General features: G+C 55.8%; 14 protein-coding genes. 11 read left to right on the top strand and 3 right to left on the bottom strand.

Annotated features, from left to right (window positions below):
- Window positions 1-132: 132 nt before the first annotated feature.
- Complete coding sequence (locus tag ACOTZF_RS16995; protein WP_013099143.1) at window positions 133-414, bottom strand: DUF1145 family protein; 282 nt, start codon at window positions 412-414, stop codon at window positions 133-135.
- Window positions 398-1,000 carry a 16S rRNA (guanine(966)-N(2))-methyltransferase gene (rsmD, locus tag ACOTZF_RS16990; protein ID WP_129252556.1) on the bottom strand — a complete coding sequence of 201 codons (603 nt, stop codon included), beginning with the start codon at window positions 998-1,000 and terminating at the stop codon, window positions 398-400. The genes ACOTZF_RS16995 and rsmD overlap by 17 nt, the downstream gene beginning before the upstream one ends.
- 127 nt (window positions 1,001-1,127) lie before the next feature.
- Here rsmD and ftsY point away from each other — a divergent pair, with 127 nt between their 5' ends.
- From ftsY to livJ, 6 genes are all read left to right on the top strand, one after another.
- Entirely contained in the window at window positions 1,128-2,585 is a 1,458-nt protein-coding gene (gene ftsY / locus ACOTZF_RS16985; protein ID WP_038985055.1) for a signal recognition particle-docking protein FtsY, read from the top strand.
- A 2-nt stretch (window positions 2,586-2,587) separates the two neighbouring features.
- Window positions 2,588-3,259, top strand: a complete 672-nt coding sequence (ftsE, locus tag ACOTZF_RS16980; RefSeq protein ID WP_013099140.1) for a cell division ATP-binding protein FtsE — start codon at window positions 2,588-2,590, stop codon at window positions 3,257-3,259.
- A complete protein-coding gene (ftsX, locus tag ACOTZF_RS16975; RefSeq protein ID WP_013099139.1) occupies window positions 3,246-4,301 on the top strand; it encodes a permease-like cell division protein FtsX in 1,056 nt (351 codons plus the stop codon). Before ftsE ends, ftsX begins: the two co-directional genes overlap by 14 nt.
- A 251-nt stretch (window positions 4,302-4,552) precedes the next feature.
- Window positions 4,553-5,410, top strand: coding sequence for an RNA polymerase sigma factor RpoH (gene rpoH, locus ACOTZF_RS16970; RefSeq protein WP_008500093.1), 858 nt, complete (start codon window positions 4,553-4,555; stop codon window positions 5,408-5,410).
- Between the two features lie 136 nt (window positions 5,411-5,546).
- On the top strand, window positions 5,547-6,812 hold the full coding sequence (locus ACOTZF_RS16965) for a 4-aminobutyrate--2-oxoglutarate transaminase (protein WP_062935240.1): 1,266 nt from the start codon (window positions 5,547-5,549) through the stop codon (window positions 6,810-6,812).
- 196 nt (window positions 6,813-7,008) lie between these two features.
- A complete protein-coding gene (livJ, locus tag ACOTZF_RS16960) occupies window positions 7,009-8,109 on the top strand; it encodes a branched chain amino acid ABC transporter substrate-binding protein LivJ (protein ID WP_014833593.1) in 1,101 nt (366 codons plus the stop codon).
- A 91-nt stretch (window positions 8,110-8,200) separates the two neighbouring features.
- Here the strand turns inward: livJ and panM are convergent, their stop codons facing one another.
- Window positions 8,201-8,584 carry an aspartate 1-decarboxylase autocleavage activator PanM gene (gene panM, locus ACOTZF_RS16955; RefSeq protein ID WP_023621800.1) on the bottom strand — a complete coding sequence of 128 codons (384 nt, stop codon included), beginning with the start codon at window positions 8,582-8,584 and terminating at the stop codon, window positions 8,201-8,203.
- Between the two features lie 424 nt (window positions 8,585-9,008).
- On the opposite strand from panM, the gene livK reads away from it, so the two are divergent.
- From livK to livF, 5 genes are read left to right on the top strand one after another with little or no spacing between them, the layout of a single operon-like run.
- Entirely contained in the window at window positions 9,009-10,118 is a 1,110-nt protein-coding gene (gene livK, locus ACOTZF_RS16950) for a high-affinity branched-chain amino acid ABC transporter substrate-binding protein LivK (RefSeq protein ID WP_129318072.1), read from the top strand.
- Window positions 10,119-10,164: 46 nt separating this feature from the next.
- Window positions 10,165-11,091, top strand: coding sequence for a high-affinity branched-chain amino acid ABC transporter permease LivH (livH, locus tag ACOTZF_RS16945; RefSeq protein WP_013099131.1), 927 nt, complete (start codon window positions 10,165-10,167; stop codon window positions 11,089-11,091).
- The gene (gene livM, locus ACOTZF_RS16940; protein ID WP_014833590.1) at window positions 11,088-12,365 is read left to right on the top strand and encodes a branched chain amino acid ABC transporter permease LivM; all 1,278 of its coding nucleotides are present in this window, start codon (window positions 11,088-11,090) and stop codon (window positions 12,363-12,365) included. Before livH ends, livM begins: the two co-directional genes overlap by 4 nt.
- Window positions 12,362-13,129, top strand: coding sequence for a high-affinity branched-chain amino acid ABC transporter ATP-binding protein LivG (gene livG, locus ACOTZF_RS16935; RefSeq protein WP_013099129.1), 768 nt, complete (start codon window positions 12,362-12,364; stop codon window positions 13,127-13,129). The genes livM and livG overlap by 4 nt, the downstream gene beginning before the upstream one ends.
- Window position 13,130: 1 nt before the next feature.
- Window positions 13,131-13,844 (top strand): high-affinity branched-chain amino acid ABC transporter ATP-binding protein LivF, encoded by a 714-nt coding sequence (gene livF, locus ACOTZF_RS16930; RefSeq protein ID WP_013099128.1) that lies wholly within the window; start codon window positions 13,131-13,133, stop codon window positions 13,842-13,844.
- Window positions 13,845-14,035: the final 191 nt, after the last annotated feature.

Raw genomic sequence — 14,035 nt, 5'->3', positions numbered from 1 at the left:
GGCTGAATATAGTTAACGAGATGAAAAAGCTGGGAAAAGAGTACAGTAATATGGTCATGGTGGCATGACCATATTACTGGGGATCCCTCAGCCCAGTGGGAGAGGGTTAGGGTGAGGGCATCAGACCGCACCTTACTTCTTCACCTGCGCCTTAAACTTCTTCATCCACACCAGCAGTTCAAACACGCCGAAAATAAACACGCGCAGCTGCTGCCAGCCGGTCATCTGCGGGCCGTCTTTTGGCAGGCCATTTTTCAGCATCACCATCTGCAGGGCGTGCATGAACGTGGTAAAGATAAACGCCACGTTCACAAAGATATTCATCGGGCGCGGGAACGGATGCACCAGATTGAGCAGTAAAAACGCCCAGACGCACAGCATCAGCAAACGTCCCAGATTAATCAGTACTGGCATTGGATTCTCCTTGTGCCTGACGATGATACAGACGATAAGCGACCTGACCCGCCACTTTTTCGCGGTGTAAATCCCAGTGAACCGGCACTGGCGGTAGCCCGTTTTCTACTTCGCTTTCAATGTAAATCAGCGCGTCATCCGCCAGCCAGCCGTTGCTTTCCAGCAGGGATAACGTCTCTTCCAGCAGCCCCTTACGGAACGGCGGATCGACAAACACCACGTTGTGTGGCGTGCCAGGCTGCGCGAGGAAGCTGAGCGTATTGGTGTTCACCACTTTGGCGTTGGTGGCTTTCAGCGTCGCCAGATTTTGCTGCAGCGTCTGCGCGACGCCGCGCTCCATCTCCAGCAGCGTGGCGCTGGCGGCGTAGCGCGAGAGGGCTTCCAGCCCTAATGCGCCGCTGCCCGCAAAGCAGTCGAGGCAGTGGGCGTCTACCATTGACGGGGCCAGCCAGTTAAACAGCGTTTCACGCACGCGGTCGGTGGTTGGGCGTAAACCGGGGCTGTCCGGCACCGGGAGTTTCCGGCCTCGCCACTGGCCACCGATAATACGAATTTGACCGGCTGGGGCGCGGTTGGGTTTCTTCATCTCAGGAAAGCTCTGTTAACAATTGGCCTGCGATTGCGGGCGGTGATGTCAATTAAGTAAAGTGTTAGACTATTTCATCATTTTTTTAGCTTCCATGTATATAGCGCCGCGAGGAGTGTAGTCGCAGATGGCAAAACAAAAAAAACGTGGCTTCTTTTCCTGGCTGGGTTTCGGTGAAAAAGAGCAAGAAACAGAACAGAAAACCGAAGAACAACAAGCCGTTGAAGAGCAGTCTCAGCCTGAAACGCCTGTAGAAACCGCCGCGGTTGTCGAAGCGGAAGAGCATGCGCACAGCAAAGAAGAGACTGAAGCCTTTGCTGAAGAGGTGGTTGAGGTCACCGAACAGGTTCAGGAGAGCGAAAAGCCAGAACCTGTTGTTGAAGCGGTTACTGAAGCGCCGCAGGCCGTTATCGAACATGAAGAGTTGCCGCTGCCGGAAGAGGTAAAAGCGGAGGACGTTTCCCCTGAAGAGTGGCAGGCCGAAGCGGAAACCGTTGAAATTGTCGACGCGGTGGAAGAAGAAGCGGCACATGAGCCGGCGCTGACCGATGAAGAGCTGGAAGCCCAGGCGCTGGCCGCTCAGGCGGCTGAAGAAGCGGTTATCGTCGTGCCGGTGGAAGAGCAGGCCGAAGAGGAGATCGTTCAGGAGCAGGAAAAACCGACCAAAGAAGGTTTCTTTGCCCGCCTGAAACGCAGCCTGTTAAAAACCAAAGAAAATTTAGGTTCCGGATTTATCAGTCTGTTCCGCGGCAAAAAGATCGACGACGATCTGTTTGAAGAGCTGGAAGAGCAGTTGCTGATTGCGGACGTTGGGGTGGAAACCACCCGTAAGATCATCGCCAACCTGACCGAAGGGGCCAGCCGCAAACAGCTGCGCGACGCCGAAGCGCTGTACGGCCTGCTGAAAGACGAGATGGGTGAAATTCTCGCAAAAGTTGACGAACCGCTTAATATTGAAGGCAAAACGCCATTTGTTATTCTGATGGTTGGCGTTAACGGTGTCGGGAAGACCACCACCATCGGCAAACTGGCACGTCAGTTCGAGCAGCAGGGTAAATCGGTGATGCTGGCGGCGGGTGATACCTTCCGCGCGGCGGCGGTTGAACAGCTGCAGGTGTGGGGCCAGCGCAACAACATTCCGGTGATTGCGCAGCACACCGGTGCGGATTCCGCGTCCGTGATCTTTGACGCCATCCAGGCGGCGAAGTCGCGAAATGTGGATGTCCTGATTGCCGATACCGCAGGGCGTTTGCAGAACAAATCGCACCTGATGGAAGAGTTGAAGAAAATCGTCCGCGTCATGAAGAAGCTGGACGAAGACGCACCGCATGAAATTATGCTGACCATCGATGCCAGCACCGGACAGAACGCCGTCAGCCAGGCGAAGCTGTTCCATGAAGCGGTAGGACTGACCGGGATCACGCTGACCAAACTGGACGGCACCGCGAAAGGCGGGGTGATCTTCTCCGTGGCCGATCAGTTCGGCATTCCTATTCGTTACATCGGTGTGGGCGAGCGTATTGAGGATTTGCGTCCGTTTAAGGCGGACGACTTTATTGAGGCATTATTTGCCCGAGAGGACTAACAATGATTCGCTTTGAACACGTCAGCAAGGCCTATCTCGGTGGGAGACAAGCGCTGCAGGGGGTGACCTTCCACCTGCAGCCAGGCGAGATGGCATTCCTGACCGGCCATTCCGGCGCGGGGAAAAGTACCCTGCTCAAGCTTATCTGTGGGATTGAACGGCCAAGCGCCGGGAAAATCTGGTTCAGCGGCCATGAAATTAGCCGTCTTAAGAACCGCGAAGTGCCGTTCCTGCGTCGCCAGATCGGGATGATTTTCCAGGATCACCACCTGCTGATGGATCGCACCGTTTTCGATAACGTGGCGATCCCGCTGATTATTGCCGGTGCCAGCTATGATGATATCCGCCGTCGCGTCTCTGCGGCGCTGGATAAGGTCGGGCTGCTGGACAAAGCGAAGAACTTTCCGATCCAGCTCTCCGGCGGTGAACAGCAGCGTGTGGGCATTGCCCGTGCGGTGGTGAACAAGCCTGCGGTATTGCTGGCGGATGAACCGACCGGTAACCTGGACGACGCCCTTTCTGAAGGGATTTTGCGTCTGTTTGAGGAATTCAACCGCGTTGGGGTGACGGTATTGATGGCGACGCACGACATCGGGCTCATTTCCCGCCGTTCGTACCGCATGCTGACCCTGAGCGACGGGCATTTGCACGGAGGCCACGGTGAACAAGCGTGATGCAATGAACCAGATTCGGCAGTTCGGGAACCGGTTTGACCGTTTCCGTAAGCCGCAGGGTGGCGGTGACGGTAACCGTAATGCGCCGAAGCGGGCGAAAGCCGCGCCGAAGCCAAACTCCCGCAAAACCAACGTGTTCAATGAACAGGTACGCTACGCCTTCCACGGCGCGTTGCAGGATCTGAAAAGTAAACCGCTGGCGACGTTCCTGACGGTGATGGTTATCGCCATTTCGCTGACGCTGCCAAGCGTCTGCTATATGGTCTATAAGAACGTGAATCAGGCGGCGTCGCAGTATTATCCGTCTCCGCAGATCACGGTCTATCTGGACAAAGCGCTCGACGATAACGCCGCGGCGCAGGTGGTGGGGCAAATCCAGGCCGAGAAGGGCGTGGAGAAGGTGAACTACCTTTCCCGCGAAGAAGCGCTGGGTGAGTTCCGTAACTGGTCAGGCTTTGGCGGCGCGCTGGATATGCTCGAAGAGAACCCGCTGCCGGCCGTGGCGGTGGTGATCCCGAAGCTCGACTTCCAGGGAACGGATTCACTTAATACGCTGCGCGACCGCATCTCTACCATTAAAGGCATTGATGAAGTGCGTATGGACGACAGCTGGTTTGCGCGTCTTGCCGCACTGACCGGGCTGGTGGGGCGCGTGTCGGCGATGATTGGCGTGCTGATGGTTGCGGCGGTGTTCCTCGTCATCGGTAACAGCGTGCGCCTGAGCATTTTCGCCCGCCGCGATACCATCAACGTGCAAAAGCTGATTGGTGCGACGGATGGCTTCATCCTGCGTCCGTTCCTTTATGGCGGCGCATTGCTCGGTTTTTCCGGCGCATTTCTTTCACTGATATTGTCAGAAATTTTGGTGATGCGGCTCTCCTCCGCCGTGACCGAGGTGGCGCAGGTCTTCGGAACTAAGTTTGATATCAGTGGCTTAGGGTTCGATGAGTGCCTTCTTCTGCTGCTGGTCTGCTCCATGATTGGCTGGGTGGCAGCATGGCTGGCGACGGTTCAACATTTACGCCACTTTACTCCCGACTAAGAAAAGCGTGATATAATCTTTCCCTGCACCGAGATGTTCGCTCTGCAGGGAAAGCGTCCCTGTTGTCTCTTCCCCTGTTATCATCTCCATGTCACATTTTGTGCGTAATTTATTCACCGTTGCACCTGGAACTTGTGGATAAAATCACTGTCTGATAAAAGAGTGAATGCTAATCTCGTTGCTCAAACGCTTTGGCATGGTTGTTGCCTGATGGGGACAACCTGGACCAGAAGAAACATTGAGAGGAATGAATGACCAAAGAAATGCAAACTTTAGCTTTAGCCCCTGTTGGTAACCTGGAATCGTATATCCGGGCTGCGAACACCTGGCCGATGTTAACGGCCGAGGAAGAAAAGGAGCTTGCTGAAAAGCTGCATTACCAGGGCGATCTGGAAGCAGCGAAAAAGCTGATCCTGTCTCACCTGCGCTTTGTTGTTCACATTGCTCGTAATTATGCGGGCTATGGCCTGCCGCAGGCAGACTTGATTCAGGAAGGTAACATCGGCCTGATGAAGGCTGTACGTCGCTTTAACCCGGAAGTGGGTGTACGACTGGTCTCCTTCGCTGTGCACTGGATCAAAGCAGAGATTCACGAATACGTGCTGCGCAACTGGCGTATCGTGAAAGTCGCCACGACAAAAGCGCAACGCAAACTCTTCTTCAACCTGCGTAAAACCAAGCAGCGTCTGGGCTGGTTCAATCAGGATGAAGTAGAAATGGTGGCGCGCGAGCTGGGTGTTTCCAGCAAAGATGTGCGTGAGATGGAATCCCGTATGGCCGCGCAGGACATGACTTTTGACATGTCTTCCGATGACGATGCGTCCGACAGCCAGCCAATGGCGCCGGTACTGTATCTGCAGGATAAGACCTCTAACTTTGCTGACGGCATTGAAGAGGACAACTGGGAAGATCAGGCCGCGAACAAGCTGAGCTATGCGATGGAAGGCCTTGACGAGCGTAGCCAGGATATTATCCGTGCCCGCTGGCTGGACGAAGACAACAAGTCCACGCTGCAGGAGCTGGCCGACCGCTACGGCGTGTCCGCTGAACGTGTGCGTCAGCTTGAAAAGAACGCCATGAAAAAACTTCGCGCCGCGATTGAAGCGTAATTCCCGCGAAGTATGACGAGAGCCCCTGGATGCGAATCCGGGGGTTTTGTTTTTTTAGCGCCCACTCTGGCGAATTTCTCCCCCCTGGCAAACACTTACTGATGCGCTAAGCAGGCGACTTTCTCAGGGGGACAGGGTGAAAAATAACGAACTGAACGACCGGCGTTTACAGGCGACGCCGCGCGGCATCGGCGTGATGTGTAACTTCTATGCCGAAAAAGCTGAAAACGCCACGGTGTGGGACGTCGAGGGCAACGAGTATATCGACTTCGCCGCCGGAATAGCGGTGCTGAACACCGGGCATCGCCATCCAAAAATCATTTCCGCCATTGAAAAACAACTTCATGCCTTCACCCACACGGCGTACCAGATTGTGCCGTACGAAGGCTATGTGTCGCTTGCCGAGCGAATCAACGCGCGTGTGCCGATTGACGGCCCGGCCAAAACCGCCTTCTTCTCAACGGGGGCAGAAGCCGTCGAAAACGCGGTAAAAATTGCCCGCGCATACACCAGACGCCCTGGCCTGATCGCCTTTGGCGGTGCTTTTCATGGACGCACCTCGATGACCATGGCGCTGACGGGGAAAGTTGCCCCTTACAAGCTGGGTTTCGGGCCGTTTCCTGGCTCGGTATATCACGCCCAATACCCCAATGAACTGCACGGTGTCAGTACGGCGGAGGCATTAAAAAGCCTGGAGCGTATCTTCAAAGCGGACATTGCCCCGGACCAGGTCGCAGCCATTATTCTTGAACCGGTTCAGGGTGAGGGCGGTTTCAACATTGCACCGGCGGATTTTATGCAGGCCTTGCGCGCCCTGTGCGATACCCACGGTATTTTGCTGATCGCCGATGAGGTGCAAAGCGGTTTTGCGCGTACCGGAAAACTGTTCTCAATGGAACACCACTGCGTGAAGCCGGATCTGATCACCATGGCGAAAAGCCTGGCGGGTGGCATGCCGCTCTCGGCGGTGTCGGGCCGCGCCGAGGTGATGGACGCGCCTGCGCCTGGCGGACTGGGCGGTACCTATGCCGGTAACCCACTGGCGATCGCCGCCGCACATGCCGTGCTGGACGTGATTGATGAAGACGATCTTTGTACGCGCTCGGCGCACCTGGGTCATCATCTGGTGGAAGTACTGAACAAAGCGAAGGAACATTGTCCGTATATCGCGGATATCCGTGCACAAGGCTCAATGGTGGCGGTGGAGTTTAACGATCCGCAATCCGGGCAGCCGTCACCGGAATTCACCCGTCAGGTTCAGGAGCGAGCCCTGCAGGAAGGCCTTCTGCTTCTGAGTTGCGGCGTGTACGGTAACGTCATCCGTTTCCTCTATCCGCTCACAATCCCTGAAGTGCAGTTCCGTAAAGCGCTGGACATTATTTCTGCGTCGCTGACTCGTTAAAGCCAGAAGCCCGGTGAAATTCCTGCCGGGCTTATCATATATTCATTTCAAATTTGCTATTCCAAAATCATAAAAATGGGGTATGTTTTAGCAGAGTATGCTGAAAAAGCGCGACTGGTATACCTATAACTGAAATAAAGCGCTACACCACAACATCACAACAATCGTAATAACCATAATAATGGGGAATCTCAGGATGAACATGAAGGGTAAAGCGTTACTGGCAGGATGTATCGCGTTGGCATTCAGCACCATGGCGCAGGCCGATATTAAAGTGGCCGTGGTGGGCGCGATGTCCGGTCCGGTAGCACAGTATGGCGACCAGGAATTTACGGGCGCAGAACAGGCGGTTGCCGACATTAATGCGAAGGGCGGTATCAAAGGCGAAAAACTGCAGATCGTAAAATATGATGATGCCTGTGACCCGAAACAAGCGGTTGCCGTGGCGAACAAAGTGGTGAACGACGGCATCAAATACGTTATCGGTCACCTGTGCTCCTCTTCCACCCAGCCTGCGTCTGATATCTACGAAGACGAAGGCATCCTGATGATCACCCCGGCGGCAACGGCACCGGAGCTGACGTCGCGCGGCTATAAGCTGATCCTGCGCACCACCGGTCTGGACTCCGATCAGGGCCCAACTGCCGCCAAATACATTGTCGAAAAAGTGAAGCCGAAGCGTATCGCGATCGTTCATGACAAACAGCAGTACGGTGAAGGTCTGGCGCGCTCCGTGCAGGACAACCTGAAGAAAGCGAATGCTGACGTCGTGTTCTTTGATGGTATCACCGCCGGTGAGAAAGACTTCTCTACCCTGGTGGCGCGTCTGAAGAAAGAGAATATCGACTTCGTTTACTACGGTGGCTACCACCCGGAAATGGGGCAGATCCTGCGTCAGGCTCGTGCAGCGGGTCTGAAAACCCAGTTCATGGGGCCGGAAGGGGTGGCGAACGTTTCTCTGTCTAACATTGCCGGTGAGTCTGCGGAAGGCCTGCTGGTGACCAAGCCGAAGAACTACGACCAGGTCCCTGCGAACAAACCGATTGTAGATGCCATTAAGGCGAAGAAACAGGATCCAAGCGGCGCGTTCGTCTGGACCACCTACGCAGCACTGCAGTCTCTGCAGGCGGGTCTGAACCAGTCAGCCGATCCGGCTGAGATTGCCACCTGGCTGAAAGCGAACTCTGTTGATACCGTGATGGGGCCGCTCTCCTGGGATGAGAAGGGCGATCTGAAGGGCTTCGAGTTCGGCGTGTTTGACTGGCATGCCAACGGTACTGCTACTGACGCCAAATAAAAGCAAAAAGGCAACGTAAGTTGCCTTTTTTAATGTTTGCCCCCTCTCCCCGTGGGAGAGGGCTGGGGTGAGGGCATCAGGCCGCACAAATCTAGCGCTTCTCCCACCCATTTTTTTGCGCCGTAAACCCTAACGCCTGCATAAACGCCGCCATCACGCTACGGTCCTCCACGCCTACGTCGGCCATCCACCAGGAGGTAATGCTCGGGTTTTCACGGATCACTTCTTCAATCAGGTACTGTCCTACGCCGCGACGACGGGTGACGTCACGCACGCGCAGAGAGTCCAGCGCCCCTTCCGTGCCGCTCAGCGTCACGCGCACAGCAGCCAGCAGACGCTCGTTGAAGCGCGCGGCGTAAATACGGTGGGTTTCGTCAACGCTCAGCGACGAAGGGGAATATTCCGGCCAGATCTTGCCCAGGTCGATATGATCCTGGTCGCTAAAGGTCACCAGACGAACGATAGTCAGTTTCATTAGCTGCTTGTCCAAATCAAATTGAGTAGAGGCAGTGTACTCAATTTATTCGCTCAGCGGCTTCCTCTTTTTATTCCCCGTTACCAGGTGATTAGTTTTTTGCCAGGGCGAAGTGCAGTTTGAAAACACATGGATCGAAAAATAAGCAGAATTTTAACCTGAATGGCAGTGATTTATTCGGCGCTTTGTGCCGTTATTTTATGCTGCAAACTGCACTTTTATTTGTTTATCTCTGCCTGATTTCAGAATATTATCTTTGCTTAATCGCCTGAAAAATAGAGATTTTAGTCTGGTTTTTGATAAAAACCTGCGCTAAACCATTAAAGGCACTGGTAAAAATAGCGTTGTGCATTAAAAGTACAGAATGCTTTTTAACCATAATAAAACAAAATATATACACGACATCACGAATGGGGATTCAGAGATGAAAAGGAACGCGAAGACGTTAATCGCGGGCATGGTTGCATTGTCTCTCTCGCATGCAGCCATGGCGGAAGAGATTAAAGTTGCGGTGGTCGGTGCCATGTCCGGGCCTGTTGCCCAGTGGGGTGACATGGAGTTCAACGGCGCACGTCAGGCAATTAAAGACATCAACGCCAAAGGTGGCATCAAAGGCGACAAGCTGGTGGGCGTGGAATACGACGACGCCTGCGATCCAAAACAGGCCGTCGCGGTGGCGAACAAAATCGTGAACGATGGCATCCAGTATGTGATCGGCCATCTGTGCTCATCGTCCACTCAGCCTGCGTCTGATATCTACGAAGACGAAGGTATTCTGATGATTACCCCTGGTGCCACCAACCCGGAGCTGACCCAGCGCGGCTACCAGCACATTATGCGTACCGCCGGTCAGGACTCTTCCCAGGGGCCAACCGCGGCGAAATACATTCTCGAGACGGTTAAACCGCAGCGCATTGCCATTATTCATGACAAACAGCAGTACGGCGAAGGCCTGGCGCGTTCCGTTCAGGACGGGCTGAAAAAAGGCGGCGCAAATATTGTCTTCTTCGACGGGATTACCGCGGGTGAGAAAGATTTCTCTGCGCTGATCGCCCGTCTGCAAAAAGAGAATATCGACTTCGTTTACTACGGTGGTTATTACCCGGAAATGGGCCAAATGCTGCGCCAGGCGCGCTCGGTCGGTCTGAAAACCCAGTTCATGGGGCCAGAAGGCGTGGGTAACGCCTCCCTGTCTAACATCGCCGGGGATGCCGCTGAAGGCATGCTGGTGACGATGCCAAAACGCTATGACCAGGATCCGGCGAACAAGGCTATCGTGGATGCGCTCAAGGCGCAGAAGAAAGATCCAAGTGGTCCATACGTCTGGATCACCTACGCCGCCGTGCAGTCACTGGCCACCGCGCTGGACCGTACTGGCAGCAAAGAGCCGCTGGATCTGGTGAAAGATTTAAAAGCACACGGGGCGAACACCGTGATTGGGCCGCTGAACTGGGATGAGAAAGGCGATCTGAAGGGATTTGAATTTGGTGTCTTTAAGTGGCACGCCGACGGTTCGTCTTCGGCCGCCAAATAATTATCCCGCCGCCCGGACCGCCGGGCGGGTATAAAAAGGTTTGCATATGTCCGAGCAGTTTCTCTATTTCCTGCAGCAGATGTTTAACGGCGTCACGCTGGGAAGCACCTACGCGCTGATTGCCATCGGCTATACGATGGTGTACGGCATTATCGGCATGATCAACTTCGCCCACGGCGAGGTGTACATGATCGGTAGCTACGTCTCCTTTATGATTATCGCCGCCCTGATGATGATGGGTATCGACAGCAGCTGGCTGCTGGTCGCCGCCGGGTTTGTCGGCGCGATTGTGATTGCCAGCGCCTACGGCTGGAGCATCGAGCGGGTGGCCTACCGGCCGGTACGCAGCTCCAAGCGCCTGATTGCCCTGATCTCCGCGATTGGGATGTCTATCTTCCTGCAAAACTACGTCAGCCTGACCGAAGGCTCGCGCGATGTGGCGCTGCCAAGCCTGTTCAACGGCCAGTGGATTGTCGGTGCCAGCGAAAACTTCTCTGCCTCTATCACCACCATGCAACTGGTGATCTGGGTGGTGACCTTTATTGCGATGCTCGCCCTGACGCTCTTCATCCGCTACTCGCGCATGGGACGCGCCTGCCGCGCCTGCGCGGAAGATTTGAAGATGGCAAGCCTGCTCGGGATCAACACTGACCGCGTGATTGCGCTCACTTTTGTGATCGGCGCGGCGATGGCGGCCGTCGCAGGCGTCCTGCTCGGCCAGTTCTACGGCGTAATTAATCCGTACATCGGCTTTATGGCCGGGATGAAAGCCTTTACCGCGGCGGTACTGGGCGGTATCGGCAGTATTCCAGGCGCGATGATTGGCGGCCTGATTCTGGGCGTGGCAGAAGCGCTCTCCTCAGCGTATCTGAGTACCGAGTATAAAGACGTGGTGTCGTTTGCCCTGCTGATTCTGGTTCTGCTGGTGATGCCTACCGGTATTCTGGGTCGTCCGGAGGTAGAGAAAGTATGAAACCGATGCATTTTGCAATGGCGCTGCTCTCTGCCGCCATGTTCTTCGTGCTGGCGGGCGTCTTTATGGGCGTTCAGTTAGAGCTGAACGGCACAAAGCTTGTGGTAGACACCGCCGCTGACATTCGCTGGCAGTGGGTCTTTATCGGCACCGCCGTGGTGTTCCTGTTCCAGCTGCTGCGTCCGCTGTTCCAGAAAACGCTGAAAGGCGTCTCGGGACCGAAGTTTGTCCTGCCAGCTATCGACGGCTCCACCGTTAAGCAGAAGCTGTTCCTCGTGGCGCTGCTGGTGGCTGCGGTGGCGTGGCCGTTCGTGGTCTCGCGCGGCACGGTAGATATCGCCACCCTGACCATGATCTACGTTATTCTGGGTCTGGGCCTGAACGTGGTCGTGGGGCTCTCTGGCCTGCTGGTACTGGGCTACGGCGGTTTCTACGCCATTGGCGCGTATACCTTTGCGCTACTGAATCACTATTACGGTCTCGGCTTCTGGACGTGCCTGCCGCTGGCGGGGCTGGTTTCTGCCGCGGCAGGTTTCCTGCTTGGCTTCCCGGTGCTGCGCCTGCGCGGTGACTACCTGGCGATTGTGACCTTAGGCTTCGGCGAAATCGTCCGTATCCTGCTGCTCAACAATACCGAGGTGACCGGCGGCCCGAACGGGATTAGCCAGATCCCGAAACCAACCTTCTTTGGTCTGGAGTTCAGCCGTACCGCCCGTGAAGGCGGCTGGGATACCTTCAGCAACTTCTTTGGCGTGAAGTATGATCCGTCCGACCGCGTCATCTGGCTCTACATGGTGGCGCTGCTGCTGGTGGTCATCACCCTGTTCGTGATTAACCGCCTGCTGCGTATGCCGCTGGGCCGCGCATGGGAAGCGCTGCGTGAAGATGAAATCGCCTGCCGCTCCCTGGGCCTCAACCCGACCCGCATTAAGCTGACTGCGTTCACCATCAGCGCCGCGTTCGCCGGTTTTGCCGGCACGCTGTTTGCCGCGCGTCAGGGCTTTGTCAGCCCGGAATCGTTCACCTTTGCCGAATCCGCCTTTGTGCTGGCGATTGTGGTGCTCGGCGGGATGGGGTCGCAGTTTGCTGTTATCCTCGCCGCCATTCTGCTGGTGGTCTCACGCGAGCTGATGCGTGACTTTAACGAATACAGCATGCTAATGCTGGGTGGTTTGATGGTGCTGATGATGATCTGGCGTCCGCAGGGTCTGCTGCCGATGACCCGTCCACAGCTGAAGCTGAAGAACGGGCAAGCAAAAGGAGAGCAGGCATGAGTCAGCCATTATTATCCGTTAACGGTCTGATGATGCGTTTTGGCGGCCTGCTGGCGGTCAACAATGTGAATCTGGATCTGCACAAGAAAGAGATCGTATCCCTGATTGGCCCGAACGGTGCGGGAAAAACCACGGTCTTTAACTGCCTGACCGGTTTCTACAAGCCGACGGGCGGCACCATTATGCTGCGCGACCAGCATCTGGAAGGGCTGCCGGGCCAGCAGATTGCCCGCATGGGCGTAGTGCGTACTTTCCAGCACGTGCGTCTGTTCCGCGAGATGACGGTGATTGAGAACCTGCTGGTGGCACAGCATCAGCAGTTGAAAACCGGTCTGTTCTCCGGCCTGCTGAAGACGCCAGCCTTCCGCCGGGCGCAGAGCGAAGCGCTGGATCGTGCGGCAACATGGCTTGACCGTATCGGTCTGCTGCCGCATGCCAACCGCCAGGCAAGTAACCTTGCGTACGGTGACCAGCGTCGCCTTGAGATTGTGCGCTGCATGGTAACGCAGCCGGAAATCCTGATGCTCGATGAACCCGCTGCGGGTCTGAACCCGAAAGAGACCAAAGAGCTGGACGAGCTGATTGCTGAGCTTCGCGATCATCACGACACCACTATCCTGCTGATTGAGCACGATATGAAGCTGGTAATGGGGATCTCTGACCGTATCTACGTGGTGAACCAGGGGACGCCGCTGGCAAACGGCACGCCGGATGAGATCCGCAACAACCCGGACGTGATCCGCGCATACCTGGGTGAGGCATAAGATGGAAAAAGCGATGTTAACGTTTGACAAGGTAAGTGCCCACTACGGCAAGATCCAGGCGCTGCACGACGTCAGCCTGCATATCAATCAGGGCGAAATCGTCACCCTGATTGGGGCTAACGGCGCGGGCAAAACCACGCTGCTTGGTACCCTGTGCGGCGACCCGCGCGCCACCAGCGGTCGGATTGTGTTTGATGGCAAAGACATCACCGACTGGCAGACCGCCAGAATCATGCGTGAAGCGGTGGCGATAGTCCCTGAAGGGCGTCGCGTCTTCTCGCGCATGACGGTGGAAGAGAACCTGGCGATGGGCGGCTTCTTCGCTGACCGCGACCAGTATCAGTCCCGTATCAAGTGGGTGTACGAACTCTTCCCGCGCCTGTGGGAGCGTCGTATTCAGCGTGCGGGGACCATGTCCGGCGGTGAGCAGCAGATGCTGGCGATCGGCCGCGCCCTGATGAGCCAGCCGCGCCTGCTGCTGCTGGATGAACCGTCGCTGGGTCTTGCGCCAATTATCATTCAGCAGATCTTCGACACCATTGAACAGCTGCGTAAAGAGGGGATGACCATCTTCCTCGTCGAGCAGAACGCCAACCAGGCGCTGAAGCTCGCCGATCGCGGTTACGTGCTGGAGAACGGCCACGTGGTGCTTGAGGATACCGGCGATGCGCTGCTGGCCAATGAAGCGGTGCGGAGTGCGTATTTAGGCGGCTGAGCCGTCTGTATTGCCCGGTGGCGCTTACGCTTACCGGGCCTACGGGATCGAGTAGGCCGGGTAAGGCGAAGCCGCCACCCGGCTTTTTCACATATACCCCTTCACACAACCATCATCCCGCTGACCTTTTGTTGTCACTTATCTGTAAACAAACAGTTATTTTTCTGTCATTCGAGCATGTCATGTTACCT

The sequence above is a fragment of the Enterobacter cloacae complex sp. SHL021 genome (assembly GCF_049237765.1).
GTDB lineage: Bacteria > Pseudomonadota > Gammaproteobacteria > Enterobacterales > Enterobacteriaceae > Enterobacter > Enterobacter cloacae.
The sequence above is the reverse complement of the archived record's forward strand: the minus strand, read 5'-3'. Positions and strand labels throughout refer to the sequence as shown.

Coding starts and splice junctions, on each gene's coding strand:
- livJ (WP_014833593.1), top strand. CDS start 7,009: ATGAACATGAAGGGTAAAGCGTTACTGGCAGGATGTATCGCGTTGGCA.
- livF (WP_013099128.1), top strand. CDS start 13,131: ATGGAAAAAGCGATGTTAACGTTTGACAAGGTAAGTGCCCACTACGGC.
- livG (WP_013099129.1), top strand. CDS start 12,362: ATGAGTCAGCCATTATTATCCGTTAACGGTCTGATGATGCGTTTTGGC.
- ftsE (WP_013099140.1), top strand. CDS start 2,588: ATGATTCGCTTTGAACACGTCAGCAAGGCCTATCTCGGTGGGAGACAA.
- livM (WP_014833590.1), top strand. CDS start 11,088: ATGAAACCGATGCATTTTGCAATGGCGCTGCTCTCTGCCGCCATGTTC.
- livH (WP_013099131.1), top strand. CDS start 10,165: ATGTCCGAGCAGTTTCTCTATTTCCTGCAGCAGATGTTTAACGGCGTC.
- livK (WP_129318072.1), top strand. CDS start 9,009: ATGAAAAGGAACGCGAAGACGTTAATCGCGGGCATGGTTGCATTGTCT.
- rpoH (WP_008500093.1), top strand. CDS start 4,553: ATGACCAAAGAAATGCAAACTTTAGCTTTAGCCCCTGTTGGTAACCTG.
- panM (WP_023621800.1), bottom strand. CDS start 8,584: ATGAAACTGACTATCGTTCGTCTGGTGACCTTTAGCGACCAGGATCAT.
- rsmD (WP_129252556.1), bottom strand. CDS start 1,000: ATGAAGAAACCCAACCGCGCCCCAGCCGGTCAAATTCGTATTATCGGT.
- ACOTZF_RS16995 (WP_013099143.1), bottom strand. CDS start 414: ATGCCAGTACTGATTAATCTGGGACGTTTGCTGATGCTGTGCGTCTGG.
- ftsY (WP_038985055.1), top strand. CDS start 1,128: ATGGCAAAACAAAAAAAACGTGGCTTCTTTTCCTGGCTGGGTTTCGGT.